Below are 25,958 nucleotides of genomic sequence, written 5' to 3'. Positions count from 1 at the left end.
ATTAAAGAGAAAAATAAAAACATGAAACAGCTTATTAAAGATAGTTACATGGGAGCAGATTACAACGGACAATTAGAAGGGTATGCTATTTCTGACCGATTTGCATTTATGAGTGACAGATGGGGGAGTTATACATATGAAGATGGGGCTTCCCTTTCTGGATACACAGGATTAAATATGGCTAACTATGGTGGCAGTAACGATTGTGTTGTTGTTGCAATCACTACAGCAGCAAATTGGTATGATGATAATGGCAAACCCAACATCCCTAACTCGATTGACGACATTTATGATGACGTTTTAGTCCATGCAACCAATCATGGTTATACAACAAGCGATGGAACAAACCCAACTGTAATTGATGACATTATTGAGGATAGTTTTAGTACATGGGGTTATAGCGTAAATTCGAGCAATATCTATGTTTGGTCATTTGGTACATTTACAAGTGAGATTGATAACAATAAACCGGCACTTTATAACCTTGCTAGCGGCTACTATTCTAATCACACAGTTTCTGTCTTTGGATATATAGAATACGATGTAGCAGATTTCCTAATGGTAAAAGACAACTGGTCTACATCAACAAGATATATTCACTGGCAAGCTATGTGGAATGAATTTGGAAGTGTAACTACTTTCTAGTCACAATAAAACTTAAATATATTAAAGCGTTTCTGTTAAAAGCAGGAACGTTTTTTATTTGAGGAGTAAACGAATTTACACCGATCCTAATACCCTTAACCTTCATTAGCTTAGTAAAAAGCAGTTTTCACCTTAGCTAGCTTTAAGTGTATACTTTTATTAAAATGGTATTAATATCTAATAGCGAAAAGTAAAAAAAATTAATAAAAACAAATCGTAAATTATTAAACAAAAAAATGGAGGTAGTTATTTGAATAATAACAAGAAGATTTTAATACTAATACTAATTGCAGTTATATTGTTTGGTGGTTTATATGCTACTACCTATATTCCTCAGAAGATCATTAGCATTAATTCTTCAGAAGTATCAAAGCTGGAAATTTTCGATGGTAATAGAGGTGAATTGATTACTGTAACTAAACCAGAAGAATTAGAGCATATTGTATCTAACCTCAATAACATAACCTTTAAGAAAGGCAACCTTAGTTTTGGTTACTCCGGGTACAAATTTAGATTAACAATATACGATAATGATGAAAAAAAGTATAAAGAGATTATCGTAAATAGTGATAAAAAGATACGGTATAATGGTTTCTTTTACACTGATGAATTTAGCAGGATTGATTATAATTATATAGACGCACTGTTCGATGAATTGGTTGAAAAATAGCATGTAACACTCGTGATCTCTATCTTGCGTTGGGTACTTTGGAAAACCGATATTTTGTTCAAATATCCGTTCTTTTCATTTTCTTGCCATTCTAGTGAACAAGACTAGGTTATAATAGAACAAGTTATCCATTTAAGCCTTGATAGAGAGGAACTGATGATCATGACTGTAGGTGTATTAGCACATTTATTCGGCAGCTTACCCTATCGGGAGCTCGCCGCACAAGTAGGCTCTGCGGGATTCAGCCACATTCAGCTCGCACTATGGAAGGCCGTGAGCGATGTTGATTTCAATAAAGCAGGCAAGCTTAGTCCTGGTCTGGCATTGTCTATTCATGATGAACTGAAAAAACATGGCGTGATGATATCCGTATTAGGCTGTTACCTGCATTTCTTCGAGAAGGATGCAGCCAAGCTGCGTGAGAATATCGAACGGTTCAAGGAGCTGATTCGGTATGCGCCACTGCTGGGAGCACCTATGGTTGCCTTTGAGACGGGGCGTCATGAGGATGGGGTCTATACCGAGCAGGATTGGGCGACTCTTAAGGCAACTGTTCAAGAGCTTGTGGAAGAAGCGGAGAAGTGGGGAGTCATTGTCGGGATTGAAGCAGCTAATGACCATCTTATCGGAACGGCACAAGACCTCAGCCGACTGCTTAAGGAAATCCCATCCTCGCAGATTGGTGTTGTAATCGATCCAGGCAATCTACTGCATGCAGGTAATTTCGCACAGCAGGATGAAGTCATTGAGGAAGCCTTCGAGCTGCTCGGAGACCGCATTGTAGCTGCTCATGCCAAGGATCGGAAACAGACAGAGAATGGTGATGTTATTACGGTTCCTGCGGGCTTCGGGGAGATGAATTACTCGCTCTATATGAAGCTGCTGCAGCAGTATAAGCCGGGTGTTCACATTATTATGGAGGAAGCGCAGCAGTCTCAGATGGCGCAATCCAAAATCTATATCGAGCGCTTCCGCAGAGAATTCGGGGGCTAGCTGCAATTGGAGCGGTATAATCCATTATTGGATTGTACCGCTTTTGTTAGAATATATGGAGTTTCCAATGAAGACAGAAGGGTCGTGATGTCAGCGGAGAGCTGCTGCTTAATCTAAGATAGGATTGCCTTAGTGTCATGTTTCAATTATCAATGTTTTGAATATATTAATACTAATATACAACTCCCCACGCATACGAATCTGTATGTTGAAATGGATGGTTGCAGGCTATTGGACTATTGGAAGTGTCGGCGAGCAGACTTAGGGCTTCATGAAGATAGATGAAGGTATGAGGTGACTATGATGAGGAAGACCAAAGATCTGAAATTAATTCATGTCATGGAATTTCATAACGTATCTGAACGAAGGTTAAGCTTGGAGCAGGTGCATGACCGCATTATCCGATTCATGAGCCAGGATCCTCGTGGCAGCTACAACTTCATGATAGGGACAGACTGCCAGGTGTTCTCAGGGTTTACAAATTTTATTACAGGGATCGTGATTCAGCGTATGGGCAAAGGGGCTTGGGCATGCTATAGGCAGGTCATCATACCAAGGGAATTTATATCGATCAAGGAAAAGCTGTCGATGGAAACAGCCTATAGCGAAGAAATAGCTTTGCATTTCATTGGGGAGCGCCGTTCTCAGATGGAGAATATTGTGCTTCCTTATGTGTATCAAGGCGCAACCTTTGAAGCTTATATCGATGTAGATGCCGGTACAGATCCGGCTGTATCGAAGACGGCTGCGTTCGTGGAAGACATGTGTCTGCGTGTAGAAGCAATGGGGATGAAGGCTCGACTGAAGCCTGATGCCGTCATTGCCTCCTCCTATGCGAATAGGCATACCAAAAAGCCTGGTATCGTCCCCTCCTGGTAAACAGTGAAGAAGAATTCATGCAATCTTGAGTTCTGCACTGGATACTGGAGGGGATTTTTTGCAACCTTTTGCCTGGGAAAAACGTCTTTCGGGTGAATGGAGGTTATAGAATGGATAAACGAATGATACTGGGCTTTGTCTGGACATCCATAATTACAAGCTTAGTGATCGCGTTCGTATATGTTCGAATTGAGATCTATCTTGAGCCTTATGCGATGCTGATCCATTTGGGTAGAGGCGAATGGGTAATACTATTCGTTATGCTGTTCTTGCTGCTTAGTTTACTATCTATGTTCATCCTTACTTTATTGTACGCATTCATTCGCAGGCGCATAAGAAGCGGGGTATTATCATTTCTGTTATTCACAGCAATTGGATGCATGGCCGCCGTCCTTCTTATTGCAGCTACTGCAACAGAGGCGCGCCCCCCATTCGATAATCCGATCTTTCGATTGAAATGGATCCCGGTATTCCTGTGGTTTCCGCTTTATTTTATCATCTCGATCGTATCGGAGGCGTTTCTGGACAGGCTGCTTGTTGACAACAAACTCTATGAAAAGTAAGATAGCATTATCTTATAAGCAACCAAACCGTAGGCATAAGGCTTACGGTTTTTTGTATATTTACGGACAAGCTTTCTACGTATTTACCAAAGGAGTTTTTGTAAAACTATGAAAATACAACAATTGCAGCCTTATATTTTCGACTCTTCCGATCGCCAAGTGAATGATTCTTATTTCGATTACCCGGCAACTGTCCAACGTGTGAAGGAGCTGTTGACGGAATTATATGCTTCACCTATGCACTTGTATATGCAGGAGGATGGCGATGATGTATGGGATTGGGTATCCGATGATCTGCGCAGCGGCTTCGGCGGAGTCAGAAAGGTCGCAGCGATATACGATCTTGTAGAAGATCGTTCGTTCCGATTCGAGGATACTGCATCAGCTGTCGGCTACCGGATTAACTCTTCTCTTCGCAATAACGTGATCGATTATCCAGAGTATCGCGTGGCCTTCGCTCGTATTCCATTATTCAGGCAGTATGGGATGGGCACGGAGGACATCATATTTGCTGAAAATGATGAGGCGCTGCGCAGCTTCCTAGAGGATTTGCAGGAGCGGCAGCTTCGTGAGCGCAGAGTGACCGTATTCACAGATACGAGAGAAGGCTTCGATCGCAACCGCGAACAAATTACACGTACCGTATTCCGCGAGGATGTTGTAATGAGCGACGCATTGAAGACGCAAATTTACCGCTCGATCGATGAGTTTTTCTCGAAGGATCGTGAGTTTTTCCATACGTATGATATCCCTTATAAGAGGGGGATTCTTCTCTATGGCAAGCCCGGCAATGGTAAAACAACATTAGTGAAATCGATTGCCAGCAGCGTGGAGGCACCGGTAGCTTACTGGCAAATTACGGAGTATACGACCAGCGAATCTATCAAGCAGGTATTCACGGCTGCGGTCAAAATGGCTCCGATGATTCTAGTCATTGAGGATATCGATTCTATGCCAGATTCGGCACGTTCGTTCTTCCTGAATACGCTGGACGGAGCGACGTCACGTGAAGGCATATTCCTGATCGGTACAACGAACTATCCGGAGAAGATTGATCCGGCGCTCATGAACCGTGCGGGACGCTTCGACCGGGCCTATGAGATGCAGCTTCCAGAAGAAGCGCTCCGCCTAACGTACCTGAAGCTCAAGGGAATGGATCGTCTAGGTGGCGAGGGCAACGAAGACCAGCTTGCAGCCGCCGCTGCCCGTCAGACAGAGGGCTTCTCATTCGCTCAGTTGAATGAGCTGTATGTCTCAGCGGCACTTCAGAAGCATTATGAGCAAGTCGTTGATCTGGAACGATTAGTAGGCGAGCTTAAGACAGACTTCAACAAGGATAAGCGCGGTGTCTGGATGGCAGATGCTGGCCGGCAACAGGTTGGCTTCGTATAGGCCTCCCGCTCTTGTAACCGTCTTGTCACAGCGTGTGTCAGATGTGTGAAAAGAAACATTTGGCTAATAGACTATGGTACTATTTATGTGAAAACATAGCTGTGATCATAGGAGGAATACGGGATGACTCAAGGACAAAGCTTATCGCGTCCGAGGCCTAAGAGGAGAATTGGGAGATGGATCCTAATCTCATTAGCGTCACTTGTTGTATTGCTTGTATTGGGTTTATTGATTGCTTATCAGACGATGAAATATGAGCCGCTTGATCAAGCGAAGCAGGCGATGCAGAGTGATTCTGCGGTTGAAGTGAAATTAGGCAAGAACAGCATACGCTTCGAGCCGATCGATAAGGCTGCTATACAGCCGAATGTTATCTTCTATCCAGGTGGATTAGTCGATGCGGAGAGCTATGCGCCGTTCGCGCGCAAGCTGGCAGAGGCGGGGCATCGTGTCTATATTGCTGAGATGCCATTCGATCTCGCAATCTTCGGGTTGAATAGAGCCGACAAGCTGATTGAAGAGCACCCGGAGGAAAGCTATGTCATCGGAGGACATTCGCTTGGCGGGGCGTTCGCTGCCAGATATGCGGCTGAGCATACGAGCAAGCTTGCTGGCGTGTTCTTCCTTGGCGCCTATGCAGATGATGGGGGCAGCTTGAAGGATTCCGGTCTTGATGTGCTGCAAATTACAGGCTCCAAGGATGCCGTCCTGAATTGGAGCGTGTGGGAGGAGAGCAAGAAGAACCTCCCTGCGGACACGACGCAATACGTGAGCATTGAAGGCGGCAATCACGGACAATTCGGCACATATGGCAAGCAGAAGGGCGACAATGACCCGGATATTACCTCGGAGGAGCAGCTGGCCAACGTTTCTACTGCTATTGTAGAGTGGCTGCCAACCGTTCAGCAATAGAATATGAGTTGTAGTAAGGGCAGTTCAGAGCATTTTGCAGAGCTGTCTTTTTTTGTTGATTGGGGAAGGCCTGGTAAGCATTCGATGATGTATAAAAAAGGAATTTGGGCGCTTCTCGTGGAAAGGTTAGGAATGAGGGGAGTGGTGGAGCTATGAAAGCCAGAACATTGGTCATTAGTGATATACATGGTTGTTATGATGCATTCAATCGTCTTCTTGAGCTGGTAACATACGATCCGTCATCAGATCAACTAATCTTATTAGGAGATTTTGTCGATAAAGGGCCAGACAGCCAGCAAGTGGTAGAGCTGGTTAGAGGCTTGGTGCAGAATGATGCTGCTATCGCCATTCTGGGCAATCATGATGAACGGCTGGTCGATGTGATACGAGACAGGAGCCTAGAAGCGAAGCAAAAGTTTTTCAAGCACGGTGGAAGACAGACGTTAAGAAGCTACAGAAAGGGAATGATCACAGCGGGCTCTGATGATGAGCAGCTTCTGGCCTTGAGAGAAACCGTTAATACGGAGTATCCACAGCATATCTCCTTCCTCGAGCAGCTGCCCTATTATTATGAAGATGAATTTTTTATATATGTGCATGCGGGATTGAATCCTTGGTATAAGAACTGGAAGGAGCAGCCGAAGCGGGATTTCTTGTACATCAAGGAGCCTTTTCATAGTGTGAAGCCAGCGGCGGCCAAGACGGTCGTATTCGGTCATACCAAAACGATCGATTTGCATGGCAAGCCGGATGTCTGGTTCGGGAACGGGAAGATCGGAATTGATGGCGGCTGCTCGGCCGGGCTGCAGTTGAATGCACTTGAAATTACCGAAGGGAATAAGCTTAGAACATTCTCTGTACAAGCCAGGCAGGATACATAGCAGGAGGCGAAGAATGAAGAAGCTTGTTATTGTGCTGGGGGCGGTCATTATTGTCCTTAGTGTAGCTCTGATTGTCACTTATAATTCGTACAAGGAATTCAAGACAAAATATCACGATACACACATTTTAACCCTTCATGATCAAGGTGATTTGAATAGGGTGAGACATATGATTAATCGTTATGATGATCAAATGGGAGATAATATTACTTTAGTTGAGCGAACGCTCGAGGGTGGGCCTATCCTTCATATTCTGGGGTCGGATAGACGCACGATAACTTGGATTCAAGATAGCTCGATGGATATTTATGCAGGTGATCCGAAGGTCATTTCTTACACCTGCCTGAACATTGAAGAGTTAGAAGGTGAGGACAGGATCGATATTGCTTTAAGTGATTGTGGGGGGTTAGACAAAGAGTTCAAGCTAAAGATCTTTACCTTCTGGAAAGAGGATCTCTAGCTTGATGTACTCCTATTAGCTTATAGATAGTCCTGCGCAATCGCTTTGACCCGCTCCAATCCCTCCCACATTTCGCCCGGCCCATCATAGATGAGGACAACGGCGCCATCATACCGCTCCAGCGGCAGCAGCTCTAAGCATAAGCGAAGCTCGGCTTCATCCGGCAGGCCATTCCCATCGTAATGAGCCTTCGCATGGACGGAGGAGCTATGTGGGAGAATAGCAGCTAATTCCTCGTATTTCCTTGCTCCAGTAAAGTTGCCGAAATCGGTGATGAAGCCAATTGAGCCATTCGTTTGTTGAAGCAGCGCTGTGCAAGAATCGGCTGTAGACGTTAGTGATCGGAAGTTCTCGCTGACAATCCGCACTTGCTTGGTTGAGGCATAGGCGGACAGCTCAGTCAGAGAGGCTGCGGAGCGTCTAATGGCTGCCATGTCATTGGCAGGTGCTTCTCCCGCGATAATCCGTATTCGCTTGGCACCTGCAGCGGACGCTATGTCAATCCAGCTCTTCATAAATGCTAGCTCGGCCTGTCTTCTATGCTCATCCTCTGTCGTTAAATCCCCGTAATCGAGCAGCAGCGTATCCAGCGACACATCAGCATCTAAGCAAGCTGCGCGCAGCTTCAGCAAGTAGTCATCCTCTGTTGTCGGAAAATGAAAATGACAAATTTCAATCGCTTTATAACCTCGCCTGCTAGCTTGTTCAGGCAGCTCCAGCAGCGTTAGCAGCTCGGGCTGCTCCTCTTCGGCTACTGCCAGCGAGCCCGCCTGCTCATCCCACACTGTCCATCTAAGTGGACCCAGTATGCGATGCAGACTCCAAGTGCTAATGGATAAATAACTCACCTTTTCTTCATCTCCTTATTAGGGCATTTGCTATTGCTTGCGATAGGCAAGCGGCGTTGTATCGGTACGATTCTTGAATAAATGGATGAAATGGTTGACATTGTCGATGCCTATCTGCGTGGCGATATCCGCCACCGTGTCATTGGTATAATTCAACTGCTCGATAGCATGGGCCATGCGGACGTTAATTAGATATTCATGCGGCGAGTATCCAGTATGGCGGTTTATCGCTATGTAAGCCATTACAATAGGAATATAAAGTTATTATTTCATAGATGCCGGGGGTGGTAAAGATGAATTTGCAGGCAGCGTTCAAACAAGCCAAAAGGCCAAAAATTGGACTTTATTCGGTGGGACTACAAGCCTACTGGGAGCAGTTCCCTGGTCTTCGTGAGCGGCTGACGGAGTACGGGGAATTCATTGAGCAGCGTCTAACAGCTTGGGGAGAGGTATTCAATTATGGTCTAGTGGATACCGAGGGTGAGGGCAGAAGGGCTGGAGAATGGCTGAATGGCCATCAGGTTGACCTTGTCTTCTGCCATGCGGCGACTTATTCAACCAGCTCGACGGTGCTGCCCGTTCATCAGATCAATAAGGCGCCTGTTGTGTTCTTGAACTTGCAGCCTACAGATCGAATGAATTATGATGCCTCGACAACAGGTGAGTGGCTTGCGCATTGCGGTGCCTGTCCCGTACCTGAATTCGCGAATGCCATCAATCGTGCCGGCATTCTGTTCCGCGTCGTTAATGGTTTATTAGGTCTGAATTATACGCCAGCCATCTCGCTTACGAACGAAGTGACGCATGAGCGCAAAGAGGCAATCCGCGCTTGGCGTGAGATAGAGGAGTGGGCTCGTGTAGCAGCCGTTCCTCGTACGCTTCGTCACAGCCGCTTCGGCTTTCTGGGTAATACGTATAGCGGCATGCTGGATATGTATAGCGACTTTACGATGCTGCAAGCGCAGACTGGCATTCATATTGAAGTGTTGGAGATGTGCGATCTGGATCGCCTGCTGCAAGAGGTAACGGCTCAGGATGTGAAGAGGAAGCTGGAGGAAGTACATGCGATGTTCCAGATCAGTGGCGATTCTCCGTCAGATCCTATTGCAAGGAAGCCAACAGAAGAACAACTGGAATGGTCCTGCAAGGTAGCAGCTGCGCAGGAGAAGCTTGTTCTGGAGTATGAGCTTGATGCGCTAACCTACTATTATCATGGGGCGCCGGGTGGATCCTACGAGAGGCTTCAATCTGGCTTTATTGTTGGCCATTCCTTGTTGACTGCCAGCGGCATTCCATGCGCGGGTGAAGGTGACTTGAAGACAGCTGTCGGTATGAAGATCTGCGATATATTAGGAACTGGAGGCAGCTTCTGCGAGATCGTCGTCGTTGATTATGTCGATGAGACTATACTGCTTGGCCATGATGGTCCCTTTCATATCGCTATTTCCGAAGGTAAGCCTATTCTTCGCGGTATGGGGCTGTACCATGGCAAGCAGGGGACAGGAGTATCCGTTGAAGCCAAGGTTAGGGCGGGAGCGATTACGACGCTGAACGTCACACAGACAGGGGATGGCAGGTTAAAGCTTATTTCGAGCAGGGGAGAAGCGACGAATGGAAAGGTCATGCAAATCGGTAATACGCAGACGCCAGTCAGGTTCCATAAGCATCCGGATGAGTATATGAGCGATTGGTTCGCAGAGGCGCCCACTCATCATTGCGCCATGTCGATTGGAAGCAACGCCTCTCTATTCCAGAAGGTAGGAGAGCTGCTGCAAGTGAAGCATGTGACCTTGTAAGCTGCGGCAAAAAAAACGGTTAAGCAAGCTCGGCGTGTAGGCCGTCCTTTGCTTAACCGTTGTGTTATTGTCTCGGATCAGGAACGAGGTCGCGCGCCACTAGCTCGCTATTGGTACTCATATGATCCATTTCTTTGCCGAGCCGCTTCATTTCATCCTCATTCTGAGCCATCGAGCTGTTATTCGCCTGTGCTAGCTTGTCCTGAGATAGGGGTGCGCCAGCAGATGACTGGAACAGCTGCTCCAGCTCAATAAGCTTCAAGATAGCAGCCTTGCGCACTTCAAGTGAAACGCCGCCGCTTCCCGCAATATCGGCTTCATCGAAGTGTACGCTCGTTACACCCTGCTCTGTCGTCTCGGCTGTAATGAACAGCTGATATATTTGGTTGGAAGGCTCATGTAGCATATCGAATCGGTAGATGGATCTTTCCACCAAGTCTACCTTCTCAAGGCCTGAATTCGTCAGCTTCTGCTCTAGCAGCTGCCTATCCATGACGCTCTGCCGCAACGGCGACCTGCTCTTCCACTTCATCCTTAGCGGAACGGAATTTGTCAGCTACCCGCTCAGTCCCTTGCTTGGCGTGGCTAAGTAAATCCGCTGCCTCTGCACCTACAGTGTGAGCGATCTTCTGGCTTTTTTCTCCAATAACAGAAGCAAGCTCTCCTGTCTTATCTGTAAGGTCGCGATAGCGGTTAGACAGGCTCTCTCTGATCTCGGCACCGGATTTGGGAGCCAGGAGCAGAGTTGACAATGCGCCTACCGCACCTCCGATAATCAGTCCGAACAACAATCCATTTCCATGTGATTTCACTTCGTTAGGCATATTAATCCTCTCCTTTTCCTGTTTCACTTGTAATAGTCGGTGTTGATACTAATAAATAACCCGCTGCCTGCTATTTGAAACATTACTTGTTCATTTCTTTATGCTGAAGAATGGAGAGGCGGCTTCCGAGTATGGTATAACTACATGTGAGTCTTCATCGTTTAGAATGGTTAATAGATGTTGATCTATATAGAGAGAGACGAAATGGAGGAACCTCATATGCGTATTGCGATCGTAGACGATAATGCCACTAATCTCCTTATCATTGAGAGAATTCTGGAGAGAGCCGGCTATGATGATAATGTGACGGCATCTTCTGCACGGGAGTTATTCGAACTATTGGAGCTTAATTGTCCTAAGGGTACAGAAGCTCCAATATCGCTCATATTAATGGATATGATGATGCCGGAGATCGACGGAATAGAGGCTTGCCGAACCATACAGGAGCAAGAGCGGTTCAGAGATATCCCGATTATATTCGTAACGGCGCTTGGTGATTCGAACAAGCTTGCTGAGGCACTGGATGCAGGCGCGAGCGACTACGTGATGAAGCCTATTAATAAAGTAGAGCTGCTGGCACGGATTCGTTCAGCGCTTCGTCTGAAATACGAGAAGGACTGGCATAAGGAGCGGGACAAGCGTATTTTCCAAGAGCTCGACCTAGCCAAGCAGGTACAGCGAAGTGTGCTAAGCGAGCCTATTCATAATGATGAAGTACAGATTAGCGCCATCTATCAGCCATCCTCCGAGCTAGCGGGTGATTTCTATGCTTGGTATGATCTGGGAAATGGAAAATATGGCATTATTCTGCTTGATATGATGGGACACGGCATATCCTCTTCGCTCGTCTGCATGTACATTTATTCAGCTCTGCAGGATACCATTAAGAATATGACAGATCCCGAGCAGCTGGTGCAGGAGCTTAATCGGAGAATGCTTCAGCTGCATACATCGAATCAATTAATGAATTATTATTTTACGGCGATCTATTTCGTATTGGATACCAAGCAGAAGACGATCGAGTACGTGAATGCCGGCCATCCTCCCGGAATTGCTTATGTGGATGGCATACCTGTACAGATGACTGAGGGATGCAGCGCAATTGGCTTTTTCCCTGATATCAGTATTAACAAAGGAATGATCTCCTACCAAGACAATGTGAAGGTGCTGCTCTACACAGATGGTCTGCTTGATATGATTGCGAAGGGCCAAGAGGATAGTGTGGAGCATCTGACTGGCAAGCTTTCAGGAAATGGAGAACAGCTTAACGCGCAGTTAGCGGAATTGCTCGAAGGTATAGCGGGCGAGAACCAGCAGGATGATATTTGCCTCGTGACCGTTGAGACCTAGAAATAAGATTCACAAATAAAATGAATATCTCCTGTTTCAACACGACGAAAGCGGTGTAATAGATATTAAGTCCATTGCCTACACTATTGCGATATGCAAGCGAGGAGATGGTTAATGTGAATAGGGTTGGTATCATAAGCATGATCATAACCGGCATATTAGCAATTAGTGGTTATGGTGCGTATTCGACTTCTGCTTGGAACTCGATGTCCGAGTCTGCGAATGAGATCGTTATACCAACGCAGAACACGCAGGATATGCAGAGCACGCAGAGCACATCGACAGTGCTAGCAGCGGAAAAGGCTGATGATACGGTTATGGATATGTTCCATACAGTCAATGGTATTTCTCTGTATGACGATCAAGAAGCCGTTATTCAGCATTTAGGCAAGCCTCTTGCCATCGAAGAAGATCCTTATCTTGGGGAGAGTGAGATCTACGAATATGAGCATATGACAATTGGGTTTATGGATGGCATTGTTGAATATGTGGATGTATCAGCGGAAGCAAGCTATGTCTATCTCAATAAGAACCAAATACCTATGCAGGCAGCTGAGCTTCTAGATCGATTAGGCAATCCCGATTATACGGCAGAGGACGGACTGGTATTCGTAAGAGGCGAGGCGATTATTAAGATGTTTATAGATCGTGAGTCCGATAAGTTGCTGTCACTAAGCTATTATCATATGGCGAGCGTATAACAGGGCTGATCCCATGATCAGCTTTTGCGCGTGCTTGTACTCCTGTGAATTTTTTTGTTACTATTTATTCAAGAATGTTTAAATTAGATGTGGGAGTGTGTCCGATGACGTTAAACAAATTTCAATTGATGTTACAGGAAACGGATAAAGAGATTATTGTTCAGGTCGGCGGAGAGCTGGATTTGGCTGCTGCTCCCGAGTTTCGATCACTATTGGAAACATTGGTAAACCGTGCGGATAAAGCATTAGTACTTGATATAGAACGACTGGCTTATGTAGATAGCACAGGTATTGGCATTATCGTATCGGTTATAAAAGCAAGGGATGAGCTGAAGGCTCCATTCTTCGTTCGTCATATTCCAAGCACCATACGCAAATTGTTCGATATGACTGGAATATCAGGGTTTATTAATGAAGGAGTTGCTGACAAAGGATGAAGCGGGTCGTGATACAAATTCCGGCAGATGCTGAGTATCTGGATCTTGTGAGACTCGCGCTGTACGGCATTGCTTCTAAGATGGGCTTCTCTTATGAGGATATTGAAGATATGAAGGTTGCCGTAGGAGAAGCGTGCAATAATGCTATATTGCATGCCTACCCGGAGCAAGATGACCCGCAGCAAGTGATCGATATTGAATTTGAGTCTGAAGCTGAGGGATTAACGATTCGGGTGAAGGATGCCGGGCAGAGCTTTGCGGCCAGTACCGGGCTTAATCATGCCACTCCCCTAGCAGCAGATGATGCAAGCGAATTAGAGATTGGCGGGCTTGGCCTGTACTTAATGCAAGCTCTGATGGACGAAGTAGAGATTCATACGGAGCAAGGCACGGAAGTTGTAATGACGAAGCATTTGGCGATAGCTCATTAAGCATATAACCACGAGAAGGGCAGTCCTCTATGCCGATATTCTCGTGGTTATTTATTTCTTAAGACATCCGTTTCAACTCTGAGACAGAGGGGTAACTAAAGATTAACATTACGGTATGATGAAGGGAGAGGGAATAATGATGCTCTGGGAAATTGGAATCATTATTGCAGCAATATCATTCGCGGTTCTTGTCTATTATCTTGTTGATACATTAAGATCTTTGAAGTTTTCTTTGGATGAAATGCGTATGACGCTTGTTGAGGTCAAGCATGAGATTACGACGATCGGCTCAGAGGTGAAAGGTGTTGTCCACACGACTAACCAAGTTGCCGCTGATGTGAATACGAAGCTTCACTCATTGGATGGACTATTCTCGTCGGTAGGGGATATGGGGCAGGTCATACACGAAGCGACTTCGGCTGTGAAGCAGAGCGCAGTTGCGTTTATTGACTCCGTCAAGACGAAGCAGGAGAGCAATAAGAAGGCAGAGAAGCCTAGTCAGCCTGATAAGACTAATAAGCTGCAATGGATAGCTCAAGGTACAGCGATTGCTGCGAAGCTGCTGCAATCCTATGTGAGAAATAAGCAAGCAGCAGCACCGGTAAGAAATGGAATGCCATCTAAGACACTGTGAAAAGAAGTTTAAATATGAAACAATGCAGAAGGGAAAGAAAGCGGATATGAAACCAATCGTGCAATTAACAATACCGGCGGATGCTGATTATTTAGAATTAGTCAGATTGACCTTGTATGGTGTGGCAGTGAAGCTCGGCTTTGCGTATGAGCAGATTGAGGATATGAAGGTAGCTGTAGGAGAGGCATGCAATAATGCGATCATCCATGGATATAGTAGCGGACAGGATAGAGGCTCGGTTCACCTTCAATTCGAGCAGGGAGCTGACGGATTGACTATCCGAGTTAAAGATGAAGGAGCAAGCTTTAACTTCGAGCAGGCCGTTCATAAATCAACTTCTCTTCATAGGACCAAGCTGAGTGAAGCTGCCGTAGGAGGACTTGGGCTGTATCTTATGCAAGCTCTTATGGACAATGTAGAGATTGTTACGACTCGCGGCACGGAGGTCATTCTTACGAAGCTGCTCAGCAGAAAAGAGGAAATGGCATGACTGTAAAAGCATCTTCCCATTCACAATTCGATATAGACGCATTTATGCAGACCTATAGGGAAAGCGGATGTAACGATGCTGCAACCGCTCTTCTCTTGCATTATGAGGCAATTGTACGGATGGCTGCAGGCAAAATGTCTCGCAGCCGACCCGACTTATATGAAGACTTGTACCAAGTAGGCCAAATGTCGATGCTGCGGTTATTTAAGCAGTATGACCCCTCAATCGGCATCCCGTTCGAGGGGTATGCAATGAAGAGTGTAATCGGCAATCTCAAAAATTACTTAAGGGATCGCTCGTGGTATATTCAAGTGCCAAGGCGGGTGAAGGAAAAAGGCAGTGTGCTTCAGCAGGCCATTGATGACTTAACGATGAAGCTGGAGCGCTCTCCGAAGGTCGAGGAGATTGCCGCACATCTTGAGCTGACTGAGGAGGAAACGATTGAAATATTGGCTGGTCGTGATTATTATCATTTTACGTCGCTCGATACTCCTCTTACGAGTGAAGGGGATAGTGCGTCTATTGGTGATTTAATTGCAAATCCTACAGATGAGTACCGTGCTCTTGATATGCAGCTTGACATTAGTGAAGCGCTCCAGCATCTGAAGGAGGAAGAGCGTACGGTCATTCGACTAATCTATCAGGAAGGCCAGTCGCAGCGAACGATTGCAGATCAGCTGGGTGTTTCTCAGATGAGCATATCGCGTATTCAGAAGCGTGCTATTGAGAAGCTGAGGGAAAGGCTATAGCTTAGGCGGAGGGCGGCAACTTCATCCATTTTCTTGTCCGATCCTTTCTTTTAATGGTAGAGTAATAGGTATGGCAGGAAACAGGGAGGATTAAAGTTGAAGCCTTTCCATCTTAATATCCGATTAAAGATTATATTAGGCTATATTATTATTTTGTTCTGTCTAGGAGTATCTATTTTAATAGTGGTAGAGAGATTATCTGCACTGCAAGATGAAATTAATTACGTGGCTGATCATGACATTGAGGTTCATGAGGTGCTAAATCAGCTTGAAATCAACTTGCTCGAGATGCAGTCGGGACAACGAGGTTATGTGATAACGGGAGAAGAGGCTTATCTGGAGCCTTATAATCAAGCACGTGCGGCTTGGGTCGAACGATATAACGAGCTATCTTCTCTTATAGCTGATAATCCCGTGCAGTACAAGAACCTTGAAACGATTAAGACAGGGATTGAGCAATGGATAAGTACAGCAGGAGATCGAGTTATTAATCTGCGAAAAGACAATAATACGATTGAAATATCGAAATATTATCAGGATGATCAAGGGCAGGTGCAAATCGCTCAGATTAGAGAGCAGTTCAGCTCTTTCCGAGCGACGGAGAAGCAGCTGACAGCAGCACGTGTGAACCAATTGGATTCAAGTAATAATAATTTGAAAGGCGTCTTATTTCTTGTCCTTGGACTTGTAACGGTATTCTCCGTAATCATAGCCTTGTATATCTCCAACTCGATTGTAAAAACAATTAAGAAAGTAATCAACACCTTGCATCACATCGCATTCTCAGAGGGTGAAGTGACGACTCGTATTCGAGTAAATACGAATGATGAGATCAAGGAGCTGGCAGATGAGACGAATGCTCTTCTAGACTCCTTCAACAAACAGACCTGGATCCAGACGAGAGTTGCAGATGTCTCGCTCACTTATCAGGGCTTCAATCATATTACCGAGCTGTCCGAAGCATTCATAAGGCAGATTACGCCAATTATTGATGCAGCCTATGGGGCTGTTTACGTTCGTCATACGCAAAGCGGCGGTCTTGTGAAATATGTGAGGACGGCGTCATTCGCAGGTGGCAGTGAAGAAGTAGCTGCTGCTGCAAGCTTCAAGCCAGGTGAAGGACTGGCAGGGCAGTGTGTTGTAGATAAACGAATGTATCATATGCAGGATCTTCCTGTCGATTATGTGAAGATAAGCTCTGCGCTTGGGTCAACAATGCCTAGAAGCCTATTGGTTGTACCGGTGTTCTATGAGGGCAAGGTGCTGGCTGTCATTGAATTTGCTTCCCTTATGCCTTTTGAAGACAAGCATATGAAATTAGTAGAGTCGGTTCAGCAAACGTTCGGTACAGCTATCAATAGTGTAACAGGGCGGATGGAAGTCGAGCGGCTGTTGAATGAATCTCAAATGCTGACAGAAGAACTGCAGGCCCAATCCGAGGAGCTGCAAGCTCAGTCGGAGGAACTCCAAATGCAGCAAGAGCAGCTGCGTCTTACCAATGAGTTTTTGGAGGACCAGAAGGGTCTTGTAGAGCAACGGGCGGAGGAGTTGGAGAAGGCGAAGAATGATCTTGAGGATTATTCGAGGAAGCTCGAAGCGAGCTCGCAGTATAAGACCGATTTCCTTGCGAATATGTCGCATGAGCTGAGGACTCCGCTGAATAGTATTCTGATCTTGTCCCAGATGCTCTATGAGAACGATAACGGTACACTAACGGATGAAGAGGAGCATTACTCTCGTGTTATTCACTCGGCTGGCACGGATTTGCTGACTCTTATTGATGATATCCTCGATTTATCGAAGATAGAAGCGGGCAAGCTAGACGTAATGGTAGATGAAGTGAACATGACTGAGCTGCCTACGGTTATGCAGCAGCTGTTCGCGCCAGTAGCAGATAACAAGCAAATAACGTTCCATGCGTATCTGGAGGAAGACGCTCCGAAGCTCATCTCCACAGATGGACATCGCCTGCAGCATATTGTGAAGAACTTGTTGTCCAATGCCTTTAAGTTTACGGAGGAAGGCTCGGTAACGATGCGAATTAGCGCTGTTGACGATGATGTCATTCGTCAGCTGTATGATGATGAAATGCCTTTTGAATCGATGGCAGCTATCTCAATAACGGATACCGGAATTGGTATTGCCCCTGACAAGCAGGAGATTATATTCGAGGCGTTCCAGCAAGCGGACGGTACGACTAACCGCCAATTTGGAGGGACAGGTCTAGGGTTATCTATTTGCCGAGAATTCACCCGTTTATTAGGCGGTAAGCTAGTTCTGGAGAGCAGTCTTCAAGAGGGTAGCACATTCACGCTTTACTTGCCTAGCATTAGTGAGGAGTTCGCGCTCAGTCGTACCGTTATACAGAACAGCCATAAACAAACAGCTGTTAGCGATGATACGCTCATTGTGCAGGAGGCTCTTTCCTCGGCTATGGATCATGATGGGGCTGAACAGGCTGCCGGGGCTTCCAAAGAGGAGAAGCAGCTGTTCAGAGGTAAAAAGGTCTTGCTGGTGGACGATGACGAACGTAATTTATTCGCGCTCAAAACGTCGTTAGGAAGTAAGGACATTCTAGTGAAGTCTGCTACTAACGGCAAGCAGTGTCTGGAAATACTGAATGAGGAGCCTGACTTCGATGTTGTGCTCATGGACATCATGATGCCGATCATGGACGGATATGAGGCAATGAGAAATATTCGTCTTAATCCTAATCTGCGCAATCTACCGATTATTGCACTGACGGCGAAAGCGATGAAACAGGATAGAGACAAGTGTCTGGAAGCGGGAGCATCCGATTATATCAGCAAGCCGCTACAGATGGAACAGCTGTTTTCCTTGCTGCGGGTGTGGCTGACTAAGCAGGAGGGATAGATGAACATCAACGAGCTAGAGGATCTGGAGCTAACCTTATTCCTGGATGGGGTATACAGCTATTATGGGTTTGACTTCCGGCATTATGTAAGGTCATCTCTGAAGCGGCGATTGCAGAACCGTCTGCGAATCGAGAATATACCTACAATTACACTACTATTGAATGAAGTCCTTCATAATTCTGAAATGCTCGACAAGGTGCTGCGTGATTTTTCGATAAGTGTGACAGAGATGTTCCGTGATCCAAGCTTCTTCAGATCGATTCGTATGGAGGTTCTTCCTCACTTGAAGCATCTGCCTGAGATCAGGATATGGCATGCTGGCTGCGCCACAGGTGAGGAAGTCTATTCGATGGCCATTATGCTTCAGGAAGAAGGTCTTGCGGAGCGGACCAAAATTTATGCAACAGATATGAATGAGGCGGGCTTGCAGAAGGCAAGACGAGGCGCATACCCGTTGAAGAATATGCAGACCTATACGAAGAACTATATAGATGCTGGCGGGCTGAAAGCTTTCTCCGAATATTATAAGACGGATCATCAATTCGCCTATTTTGTTCCGGAGCTTCAGCAGAGCCTCATATTTGGGCAGCATAATCTGGTCACGGACGGTTCGTTCAATGAGTTCCACGTCATTGTGTGCCGTAATGTTCTCATCTACTTCGACAATGACTTGCAGCAGAACGTACACAAGCTGTTCTACAACAGCTTAGCGTCTGGTGGGTTTCTAGGGCTTGGGAGTAAGGAATCCATTGTCCTAGTAGATAGTTCAATTCGCTATGCTGAATTCAATACTGGCGAGCGTATATATCGCAAAATATAAAGAGGTTCCGGAGCATTCTGGGACCTCTTTTCTGTTGAGTTAAAGGCTATAGATCGAGCTGTAATATGGGCCTAAACTGATTCAAAACGCCCTGAAATGGTTAATAAGAAGTATAGCAAAACAAACAAAAGGAACTACTAAAGGAGGATGAATATTATGTTATACTGGGCATTCGTATTCTTATTCATAGCCATTGTGGCAGCTGTATTCGGATTTGGGGGGATCGTATCTGCAGCGGTTGGTATCGCCAAAGTCGTATTCGTAGTCTTCCTCATTCTGTTCGTTATTTCGCTTATTACCGGTCGTCGCCGATCAATGTAATGTGAATCATATACACAAAAGAAGCTGTCGAGAACACTCGACAGCTTCTTTTGTGTTATGGTTAAGTAAGCAGTGACAGCCTTAACGCCTTTTTTTGTAATGCATACCTGTATTAGAGCCTCCTGCACTCTGCTCAGCTCCTGAGTCGGCTGAAGTTGCAGAGTTGCTTGTGTCAGTAGAACTGCTCGTCTCGCTGGACTTAGAGACTGTATTAATATTCAAGGTTCCAACATTACCGAATATAATGATTCCTTCGTTCCTCTCGATGAGGACCCTTCCGATCTGGCATCCCATAGTAGCCTATCATCCCTCTTATCTTATCGATTATGCTGGCCGTTTATTGTAAGATAAACGATAGCTTATTCTCTATTCTATTAAGGTAAAGTCCAATAGGTATTGGCTATTTATAGAGTTACAAGAGCCTTATTTATGGAGTATAGAGGTAAATAGTGTTAAAAATTTCGTGGAATGGACAAATGTTTGCAGGGGGATTATCGAAGTTTGTCGAATAACTATGAAATAAGAACTAGTTTTGAACTTTTAATGCTTTGAGGTGCATGGATGATAGCTATACGCAGAATGACAACTTTCATCGGACTAATAATTGCGTTACAGTTTCTATTCATACTACCCCAAGCCTATGCGCAGAATTCACAGAATTCTCCTAACATTATAATTGATCAGTGGGAGATGCAATGGGCAGAGGATGTCGGTGTAGGATTATCTTCAGATGATAATGGACTTCTCGCTATGGAACAATGGTTTCCTATAAGCGTTGAAGATTTAGCCCCAGTTAAACCAGCTGAGGCCAATTCTGCTTGGATTAGAGTGAAGCTGCCTGTCCTGGAGTGGGATAGTCCGGGCTTGGTCATATCTAAAGCTTATGCACAGAATGTTTACATTTATATAGATGATCGTAACATTTTCAAATCAACTAGGGGATACGGCTATGATGTGAATTCGATTATTATCCCTTTAGCTCCGTCTGATTCTAATAAGATGCTTCTAATCAAATTGACTTCAGAGTCTGATCGTATTGGAATTCAAGAGCAATTTGCAGTAGGGGATTATCAAAACTTATTAGAAGACTATATGAAACGTGATATCGTCGACATGATTCTTGGCTTATCCTTTATTAGTGTAGCTATCATCATGCTATTCTGTACGATCTTTATCGATGCGAAATATCTTGCTGGATGGAAAGCATTATGTATAGTTATACTTTCAGTTGGCATTATGATAGTTACCTATTCACCGTTCTTATACACTTTTTACACCAAATATGCGCACACTTATTATAGAATGTTTGATGTTGCTTTGACCGTGTTTATGCCGGCATTATTTTTATTTTTCGAAAAGATTTTTGGGCAAGGGCCTTGGTCTCTTCTAAAATGGCTAAGAAAAATTCTGGTCATCAATTCGACCCTTTCATTAGTTTTGTTAATGATCAATGTGGCTACAAATAACAGTATTCGTGATTTTTACTTCATCTACTCTGTCACCATAGCAGGTATAATCATGATCACTAGCATTCTTGTTCTAGTATATTGTCTTGGCTATTATTCCTTCAAAAAAAACAGAGAAGCGATTATAGTGACAATCGGATTCTCTATATTTGCATTAATTGTGTCAATGGAGATTATATGGTTCTTAATTGAAGGTACCCACTATGAACTCTATTATTGGAAATTTGGAGTCATTAGTTTTATTTTATCCCTAATTATTATACTTGCACGCAGAATTTCAAGAAACTATGAGCAGATTGTTGAGTATTCTAAGAAACTCGAAATTTATAATAATGAGCTGCAGCGATCTGAAAAATTGGATATTATTAGTCAGCTTGCCGCTTCAGTTGCACATGAGGTTAGAAACCCGCTGCAGGTGACGCGAGGTTTTCTACAGCTGCTTGGGGAGAAGTCAACCAATGACAAGGATAAGAACTATTTGGCACTTTCTATAGAGGAATTAGATCGAGCCTCTAGTATCATTACTGACTTTCTAACCTTTGCCAAGCCTCAGATTGAACAACTGACCACTCTGAATATAGCGGATGAATTGCGCCAAATAGAAGGTATCCTCATTCCTCTCGCTAACCTTCAAGGTGGTGAAATTAAGGTTGACTTGCCAGATGATTTGTATGTGAAGGGGAATTCATCTAAGTTCAAGCAAGCCTTTATTAATATAATCAAAAACAGCGTCGAAGCATTGCACGGTCAAGGTCAGATTGAAATTCGGGCATATGAGCACAATGGGGAAGTTTTCATTCATATTAAGGATAATGGTGAAGGAATGACAGAAAGTGAACTGAGCAAGCTAGGAGAACCATATTTCTCGAATAAATCCAAAGGTACGGGACTTGGATTAATGGTAACATTCAGAATTATAGAAGTAATGGACGGTGTGATCGAATTCAAAAGTACGAAAGGTATAGGAACGGAAGCCATTATTCGGTTTCCTGTAGCTGAAATAAAAGCACTGAGCGGATCATGATCCACCCAGTGCTTAAAATTAATTAATGGTAGGTTACCACATTTCTATTTTAACAGATGCTTCTTCACTTAAAGTTGCAGGGTTAGGTGGGATAACAAGATAAAGCTGTGTAGGTGTTTCATCTAGTGCTTTGAGTTCGATATGATCAGGAACAGCAATGCCGAATGCTTCTTTGATGGCTTCTCTAGGATTAGTAAGAAGTTGTTGCTTGAAGGCTTCGTCCTCCCAAGCTTTCGTAATAATTTGCTCACGTAAAATTTGCTCTGCTGACACATCAATCATCCTCTCTAATATGTATATCTTTTCCATTGAATCTTAACACGTTTATTCGACAGATTCTACTACTATTTACGTATATTCGACTATTATTTTAAGACTTTAGACCTGAGCCTATAGTATTGTGTGTTAATCTTGCAAAAAAAACAGTGCCCAGAGCTATTCGAAAACTCTCGACACTGTTAGGTTTCTTGAAAATTCGGATTTTTAAGAAAATGTTCTTTAAATGATCAGCTTCCCAAGCTTTTGGATAATTTAATCACGTAAAATTTGTAGAGTAGAGGAAATAATTGAAACCTCCTGTACGCAGCAATCGTCTGTTATCTTGCAAGCTCTGAGCCTTGTTCTCTAATTGAGAGGCCATATTCTGATGGAAGCCGTGCAGGAATTTAGCCTGGTTTGGCCAATAGGTCTGAGTAATGCTCAAATGCTCTAGAGCTGTCGCAGAGTATGGGCTTAAACAGTCATGGAGGAAAATAGCATTCTCAATATTTTTCTTCGAAAGCTCGGCGTTATACTGCTTCTTGATAAGAGCTAGTAGACAGTTATAGCTGCCCTCCTCAAGATCCTCTTCCCAATCAGCCAAATCATCGCATAATTGCAGTGAGACAAGAACATAATCAACGAATTCCTCCATTTGTGTAATGAGATGCGGCTGATTGGACAAGAGCAAAGCCCCAGTGCTTGCCAGCTTTAAGGGAGATGCTTTCTTTGCCACCATAATGGGGTTGGTGTGATAGTAATCCTGCTCTGACTCATTCGTAACAGCGATAGTCCACTCTTGAACATACTTGTCCCAATAATTCCAGAACGGGCTCTCATAAGAGAAATGCCTCCGTAGAATACGATTGAGCTCTAAATGAAATAAATTTCCAAGAGCAAGCTGATCCTTCCAATTCACCGGGGCGGAATCCATCAAATCATCCTGTACGAAGAAATAGAGCATATTAAACACGTTGGCAAGAGACAGTTGTCTGCTATGCTCGTTAGTATGGAGAGAAATATCTTGGATCCAATAAGGAAGCAGATAACAGATATAGTTTTTGGAGCTGCCGGGCTCCAGGGGGTTGAATTTTCTCAAATAGCTTAGACCAGCTTGATCAAACGGTTCGGGGAAGCGTGCAATGATACGCTTGGCTTCCGTAAACACGTGCTCCATCTCAGCTTCAAATGGTTTGAAATAATCCATGTTAATACCCTCCATTTCATAAAATATTTTATTTAGGCTTCTTTTACGAACTCCATTCCGAACATATGAATCTGATGGTCAGCTTGATCATTGTTCAACCAAGCAGACAATTCATCCAGTCTGTCAGCAGGAATTGGGCTGTTCAAATACAGCTCGGTTACACATTGCATATACTTGTACAGCTTGTGCTTTATTGCGTAAGTATCCGCTCTAAGGTGATAATGCTTCGTGCCTGTATGCTGCAAGCCATTGTATTGAAGCTCCAGCTTGAGAGCGTCTTGAACGGTCAACAGACGGTCTCGTTGAATGCTCCTGCGGGACTGCACATATAATTGGGAGAACAAGGGGAGCTGTTCATTCGTATGGAGAGAATCATCGTCGACATCAATGATGATCAATCTGCCAGTACTAGAGAGGCGGGTACGTGCCCATTCAGCGAAATGGGAGCGGTCATTAATATGAAGAATAACTAGTCTGGCAAGTATGGTATCGACACTATTGGGAGCAATCGGACCTGTCTCATAGCTGGAGAGGTGAAAGTCGAGGCCAACCCGCTGCTTAGCTAGTGCTCGTTCATAGATTGCAGATTCGATCTCGAGTCCTATCGCATGAAGCGTGGGGTTGCTCTCCTGAAGCTTGGAGACGTATGCACCATTGCCGCAGCCCACATCGACTAGTGTTCCAGCTACTCCGCTTAGTGGGGTGAAAAACAATAGATTCTCCATATCAAAAAATAAGTCACTAGTAACCGTCAGCATTTCATCGAACAAGTCAGTTCCTGTCTGCTTCATCAATCTCACCCTCGTATGCTAATATTTTCTAGTATCAATATAGCACGTAAGTCCTAATAGGAATATATAATAGTACAAGGGGACTGGTTAAGGACGAACCTAACCCATTACTAAGTTTTGGTTGAGAAAGTGTACAGATTCCATTAAAATGGAGAAAGCCAGCGTCATTACAAAACTAGACTAAGGTCGAGTCAGACTTTAATACCTAAGTAGGTTATGAAACCATGGCTGCTGCATTAAAGTAATAAAAGGAATGATAGTTCTTTAATGTGGAGGTTGTAAGGCATGACAAGCGATTTCGAAGTATACGTTGTTTTAACGGATACAGGAACACTTTTTACGAAAACAATCAAGCTATTTACGAAGGATCCGCTTAATCACGCTTCTATCGCTTTTGACAGTGATTTGAACGAGGTATATAGCTTTGGACGTAAAAACCCACATAACCCTTTCTTTGGAGGTTTCGTGAAGGAGAACATGCGTGGGCAATTGTTCGAGCAAGCTGCATGCGCACTATACCGGATTCGAGTGAACCAATCGGCTTATCTTAAGATGAGAAATTTAATTGAACATATGGAAGAGAATCGTGATCAATATCGTTATAACCTGCTAGGTGTAGTGGGCTTGTTATTTAACATTCAGATGAAAAGAGATTACGCCTACTTCTGCTCACAGTTCGTGGCAACCGTGTTCGAAGAGAGCGGCGTTCATTTGGTTAACAAATCCTCTTTCCTCGTCAGGCCAGGAGACCTGGAGAATACCCCGATGCTGGAGCTAGTGTATGAAGGCACGCTGCAATCCTATATGAACATTAATATGGGCATGAGTATGGGAAATGTGAATTGTCCATTACAGCCTGTTGATACGACCAGAACGGCGTAATGAGATCTCTACTCGTAGAGATCTTCAGATTGTCGAGAAACCCTACGTCTTGTCTCAAGACGTTTGGGTTTCTCTTTGTTTTGGGGATCTGAATGAAGCTAAGGAAGGGGAGCTTCCTATTGCCCCTCCTTTCAAGATAGAGGGCGATCTTCTTCATGCTCTGCACGTCTGCGGCTATCAGCGCTTGCTCCGTTACTTTGCACAATCCCCGCAACCGGCAACAGTGAAACCCATGGAGCTGTTTAGCATCCGCGGAGCTTCGTTCAATCGTCTCTTTTCGTTTTCGGTAAAGTCTTTTGCCAGACTTGCTGAGGCGGTTTAATCACACTTGCTCCTTGATATCTCCCAGATGAGTCGGGTGAGATCTTTCACTTGTTGCGAGATCGCGTACACTTTTCCAGTATCGGGCAAGAGGCACACAGCTTTGGATCCGAGACGTAATGTCAGTACTTGTGACGACCCGTCATGCGGTACACCAGTTCCTGCTTTCGCTCGTGTTTTGCTGCACTTGTTCGGCTTGAGCACCATTTGGAGCTATGTGCTGCGCGTTAACGGTCCGGCAGGTTCTTATTCTTCTTGCAGAGCACCATTTCGCAGAGAATAAGGCCCTCTGAGGGTCTTATTCATTAGCTAACCACCGGTTTAAGTACCATTTGGA

The 25,958-nt window shown here is 44.7% G+C and carries 29 protein-coding genes and 1 pseudogene; 22 read left to right on the top strand and 8 right to left on the bottom strand.

Features of this window, described 5'->3' with window-relative positions:
- Nucleotides 1-21: 21 nt before the first annotated feature.
- The 9 genes from AC6ESP_RS27990 to AC6ESP_RS27950 all read left to right on the top strand — a co-directional run bounded on the left by AC6ESP_RS27990 (nucleotide 22) and on the right by AC6ESP_RS27950 (nucleotide 7,395).
- Nucleotides 22-645, top strand: a complete 624-nt coding sequence (locus tag AC6ESP_RS27990) for a hypothetical protein (protein WP_497100049.1) — start codon at nucleotides 22-24, stop codon at nucleotides 643-645.
- Nucleotides 646-895: 250 nt separating this feature from the next.
- Nucleotides 896-1,315, top strand: coding sequence for a hypothetical protein (locus tag AC6ESP_RS27985; protein WP_497100048.1), 420 nt, complete (start codon nucleotides 896-898; stop codon nucleotides 1,313-1,315).
- A 162-nt stretch (nucleotides 1,316-1,477) separates the two neighbouring features.
- The gene (locus AC6ESP_RS27980) at nucleotides 1,478-2,308 is read left to right on the top strand and encodes a sugar phosphate isomerase/epimerase family protein (protein WP_497100077.1); all 831 of its coding nucleotides are present in this window, start codon (nucleotides 1,478-1,480) and stop codon (nucleotides 2,306-2,308) included.
- 303 nt (nucleotides 2,309-2,611) lie between these two features.
- On the top strand, nucleotides 2,612-3,187 hold the full coding sequence (locus AC6ESP_RS27975; RefSeq protein WP_497100046.1) for a ribonuclease H-like YkuK family protein: 576 nt from the start codon (nucleotides 2,612-2,614) through the stop codon (nucleotides 3,185-3,187).
- A 110-nt stretch (nucleotides 3,188-3,297) separates the two neighbouring features.
- On the top strand, nucleotides 3,298-3,750 hold the full coding sequence (locus tag AC6ESP_RS27970) for a hypothetical protein (RefSeq protein WP_497100045.1): 453 nt from the start codon (nucleotides 3,298-3,300) through the stop codon (nucleotides 3,748-3,750).
- Between the two features lie 108 nt (nucleotides 3,751-3,858).
- Entirely contained in the window at nucleotides 3,859-5,142 is a 1,284-nt protein-coding gene (locus tag AC6ESP_RS27965) for an AAA family ATPase (RefSeq protein WP_497100044.1), read from the top strand.
- A gap of 123 nt (nucleotides 5,143-5,265) precedes the next feature.
- On the top strand, nucleotides 5,266-6,054 hold the full coding sequence (locus AC6ESP_RS27960) for an alpha/beta fold hydrolase (RefSeq protein ID WP_497100043.1): 789 nt from the start codon (nucleotides 5,266-5,268) through the stop codon (nucleotides 6,052-6,054).
- A gap of 152 nt (nucleotides 6,055-6,206) precedes the next feature.
- Nucleotides 6,207-6,935, top strand: a complete 729-nt coding sequence (locus AC6ESP_RS27955; protein ID WP_497100042.1) for a metallophosphoesterase — start codon at nucleotides 6,207-6,209, stop codon at nucleotides 6,933-6,935.
- Nucleotides 6,936-6,948: 13 nt separating this feature from the next.
- A complete protein-coding gene (locus AC6ESP_RS27950; RefSeq protein WP_497100041.1) occupies nucleotides 6,949-7,395 on the top strand; it encodes a DUF4362 domain-containing protein in 447 nt (148 codons plus the stop codon).
- Nucleotides 7,396-7,415: 20 nt separating this feature from the next.
- Here the strand turns inward: AC6ESP_RS27950 and AC6ESP_RS27945 are convergent, their stop codons facing one another.
- Together AC6ESP_RS27945 and AC6ESP_RS27940 are read right to left on the bottom strand one after the other, a co-directional pair.
- Nucleotides 7,416-8,243 carry a sugar phosphate isomerase/epimerase family protein gene (locus AC6ESP_RS27945; RefSeq protein ID WP_497100040.1) on the bottom strand — a complete coding sequence of 276 codons (828 nt, stop codon included), beginning with the start codon at nucleotides 8,241-8,243 and terminating at the stop codon, nucleotides 7,416-7,418.
- Nucleotides 8,244-8,273: 30 nt separating this feature from the next.
- On the bottom strand, nucleotides 8,274-8,486 hold the full coding sequence (locus tag AC6ESP_RS27940) for a helix-turn-helix transcriptional regulator (protein WP_497100039.1): 213 nt from the start codon (nucleotides 8,484-8,486) through the stop codon (nucleotides 8,274-8,276).
- Nucleotides 8,487-8,536: 50 nt separating this feature from the next.
- Here AC6ESP_RS27940 and AC6ESP_RS27935 point away from each other — a divergent pair, with 50 nt between their 5' ends.
- A complete protein-coding gene (locus tag AC6ESP_RS27935) occupies nucleotides 8,537-10,039 on the top strand; it encodes an L-fucose/L-arabinose isomerase family protein (protein WP_497100038.1) in 1,503 nt (500 codons plus the stop codon).
- Nucleotides 10,040-10,103: 64 nt separating this feature from the next.
- Here the strand turns inward: AC6ESP_RS27935 and AC6ESP_RS27930 are convergent, their stop codons facing one another.
- Both AC6ESP_RS27930 and AC6ESP_RS27925 read right to left on the bottom strand, forming a co-directional pair.
- Nucleotides 10,104-10,532, bottom strand: a complete 429-nt coding sequence (locus tag AC6ESP_RS27930) for a hypothetical protein (protein WP_497100037.1) — start codon at nucleotides 10,530-10,532, stop codon at nucleotides 10,104-10,106.
- Nucleotides 10,525-10,863, bottom strand: coding sequence for a YtxH domain-containing protein (locus AC6ESP_RS27925; protein WP_497100036.1), 339 nt, complete (start codon nucleotides 10,861-10,863; stop codon nucleotides 10,525-10,527). Before AC6ESP_RS27925 ends, AC6ESP_RS27930 begins: the two co-directional genes overlap by 8 nt.
- A gap of 219 nt (nucleotides 10,864-11,082) precedes the next feature.
- Between AC6ESP_RS27925 and AC6ESP_RS27920 the strand changes: the two genes are divergently transcribed.
- The 11 genes from AC6ESP_RS27920 to AC6ESP_RS27870 all read left to right on the top strand — a co-directional run bounded on the left by AC6ESP_RS27920 (nucleotide 11,083) and on the right by AC6ESP_RS27870 (nucleotide 22,162).
- Nucleotides 11,083-12,213, top strand: coding sequence for a SpoIIE family protein phosphatase (locus tag AC6ESP_RS27920; protein ID WP_497100035.1), 1,131 nt, complete (start codon nucleotides 11,083-11,085; stop codon nucleotides 12,211-12,213).
- A gap of 116 nt (nucleotides 12,214-12,329) precedes the next feature.
- A complete protein-coding gene (locus tag AC6ESP_RS27915) occupies nucleotides 12,330-12,914 on the top strand; it encodes a hypothetical protein (protein ID WP_497100034.1) in 585 nt (194 codons plus the stop codon).
- Between the two features lie 104 nt (nucleotides 12,915-13,018).
- On the top strand, nucleotides 13,019-13,351 hold the full coding sequence (locus tag AC6ESP_RS27910) for an STAS domain-containing protein (RefSeq protein ID WP_497100033.1): 333 nt from the start codon (nucleotides 13,019-13,021) through the stop codon (nucleotides 13,349-13,351).
- The gene (rsbW, locus tag AC6ESP_RS27905; protein ID WP_497100032.1) at nucleotides 13,348-13,782 is read left to right on the top strand and encodes an anti-sigma B factor RsbW; all 435 of its coding nucleotides are present in this window, start codon (nucleotides 13,348-13,350) and stop codon (nucleotides 13,780-13,782) included. The genes AC6ESP_RS27910 and rsbW (AC6ESP_RS27905) overlap by 4 nt, the downstream gene beginning before the upstream one ends.
- A gap of 136 nt (nucleotides 13,783-13,918) precedes the next feature.
- A complete protein-coding gene (locus AC6ESP_RS27900; RefSeq protein WP_497100031.1) occupies nucleotides 13,919-14,416 on the top strand; it encodes a DUF948 domain-containing protein in 498 nt (165 codons plus the stop codon).
- Nucleotides 14,417-14,462: 46 nt separating this feature from the next.
- Complete coding sequence (gene rsbW / locus AC6ESP_RS27895) at nucleotides 14,463-14,906, top strand: anti-sigma B factor RsbW (RefSeq protein ID WP_497100030.1); 444 nt, start codon at nucleotides 14,463-14,465, stop codon at nucleotides 14,904-14,906.
- Nucleotides 14,903-15,655: a sigma-70 family RNA polymerase sigma factor gene (locus AC6ESP_RS27890; RefSeq protein WP_497100029.1), complete on the top strand. Its 753-nt coding sequence runs from the start codon at nucleotides 14,903-14,905 to the stop codon at nucleotides 15,653-15,655. Before rsbW (AC6ESP_RS27895) ends, AC6ESP_RS27890 begins: the two co-directional genes overlap by 4 nt.
- A 96-nt stretch (nucleotides 15,656-15,751) precedes the next feature.
- Complete coding sequence (locus tag AC6ESP_RS27885; RefSeq protein ID WP_497100028.1) at nucleotides 15,752-18,529, top strand: CHASE3 domain-containing protein; 2,778 nt, start codon at nucleotides 15,752-15,754, stop codon at nucleotides 18,527-18,529.
- Nucleotides 18,530-19,351, top strand: coding sequence for a CheR family methyltransferase (locus AC6ESP_RS27880; RefSeq protein ID WP_497100027.1), 822 nt, complete (start codon nucleotides 18,530-18,532; stop codon nucleotides 19,349-19,351). It begins immediately after the preceding gene.
- 156 nt (nucleotides 19,352-19,507) lie between these two features.
- Nucleotides 19,508-19,672: a DUF1328 domain-containing protein gene (locus AC6ESP_RS27875; protein ID WP_497100076.1), complete on the top strand. Its 165-nt coding sequence runs from the start codon at nucleotides 19,508-19,510 to the stop codon at nucleotides 19,670-19,672.
- Between the two features lie 579 nt (nucleotides 19,673-20,251).
- The gene (locus tag AC6ESP_RS27870; RefSeq protein ID WP_497100026.1) at nucleotides 20,252-22,162 is read left to right on the top strand and encodes an ATP-binding protein; all 1,911 of its coding nucleotides are present in this window, start codon (nucleotides 20,252-20,254) and stop codon (nucleotides 22,160-22,162) included.
- A gap of 33 nt (nucleotides 22,163-22,195) precedes the next feature.
- Here AC6ESP_RS27870 and AC6ESP_RS27865 read toward each other — a convergent pair whose 3' ends face one another.
- The 3 genes from AC6ESP_RS27865 to AC6ESP_RS27855 form a co-directional block, all read right to left on the bottom strand.
- A complete protein-coding gene (locus AC6ESP_RS27865; protein WP_497100025.1) occupies nucleotides 22,196-22,444 on the bottom strand; it encodes an NHLP leader peptide family RiPP precursor in 249 nt (82 codons plus the stop codon).
- Between the two features lie 253 nt (nucleotides 22,445-22,697).
- Nucleotides 22,698-23,627: a class 1 isoprenoid biosynthesis enzyme gene (locus AC6ESP_RS27860; RefSeq protein WP_497100024.1), complete on the bottom strand. Its 930-nt coding sequence runs from the start codon at nucleotides 23,625-23,627 to the stop codon at nucleotides 22,698-22,700.
- A 32-nt stretch (nucleotides 23,628-23,659) separates the two neighbouring features.
- Entirely contained in the window at nucleotides 23,660-24,418 is a 759-nt protein-coding gene (locus tag AC6ESP_RS27855; protein ID WP_497100023.1) for a class I SAM-dependent methyltransferase, read from the bottom strand.
- A 285-nt stretch (nucleotides 24,419-24,703) separates the two neighbouring features.
- Between AC6ESP_RS27855 and AC6ESP_RS27850 the strand changes: the two genes are divergently transcribed.
- The gene (locus AC6ESP_RS27850; RefSeq protein WP_497100022.1) at nucleotides 24,704-25,300 is read left to right on the top strand and encodes a hypothetical protein; all 597 of its coding nucleotides are present in this window, start codon (nucleotides 24,704-24,706) and stop codon (nucleotides 25,298-25,300) included.
- Here AC6ESP_RS27850 and AC6ESP_RS27845 read toward each other — a convergent pair.
- Nucleotides 25,230-25,601, bottom strand: a pseudogene (locus AC6ESP_RS27845) (transposase); the annotation flags it as partial. The gene AC6ESP_RS27850 and the pseudogene AC6ESP_RS27845 overlap by 71 nt on opposite strands.
- Nucleotides 25,602-25,958: the final 357 nt, after the last annotated feature.

It is taken from the genome of Paenibacillus xinjiangensis, assembly GCF_059686975.1.
This window is presented reverse-complemented; position numbering and strand designations above follow the sequence as displayed.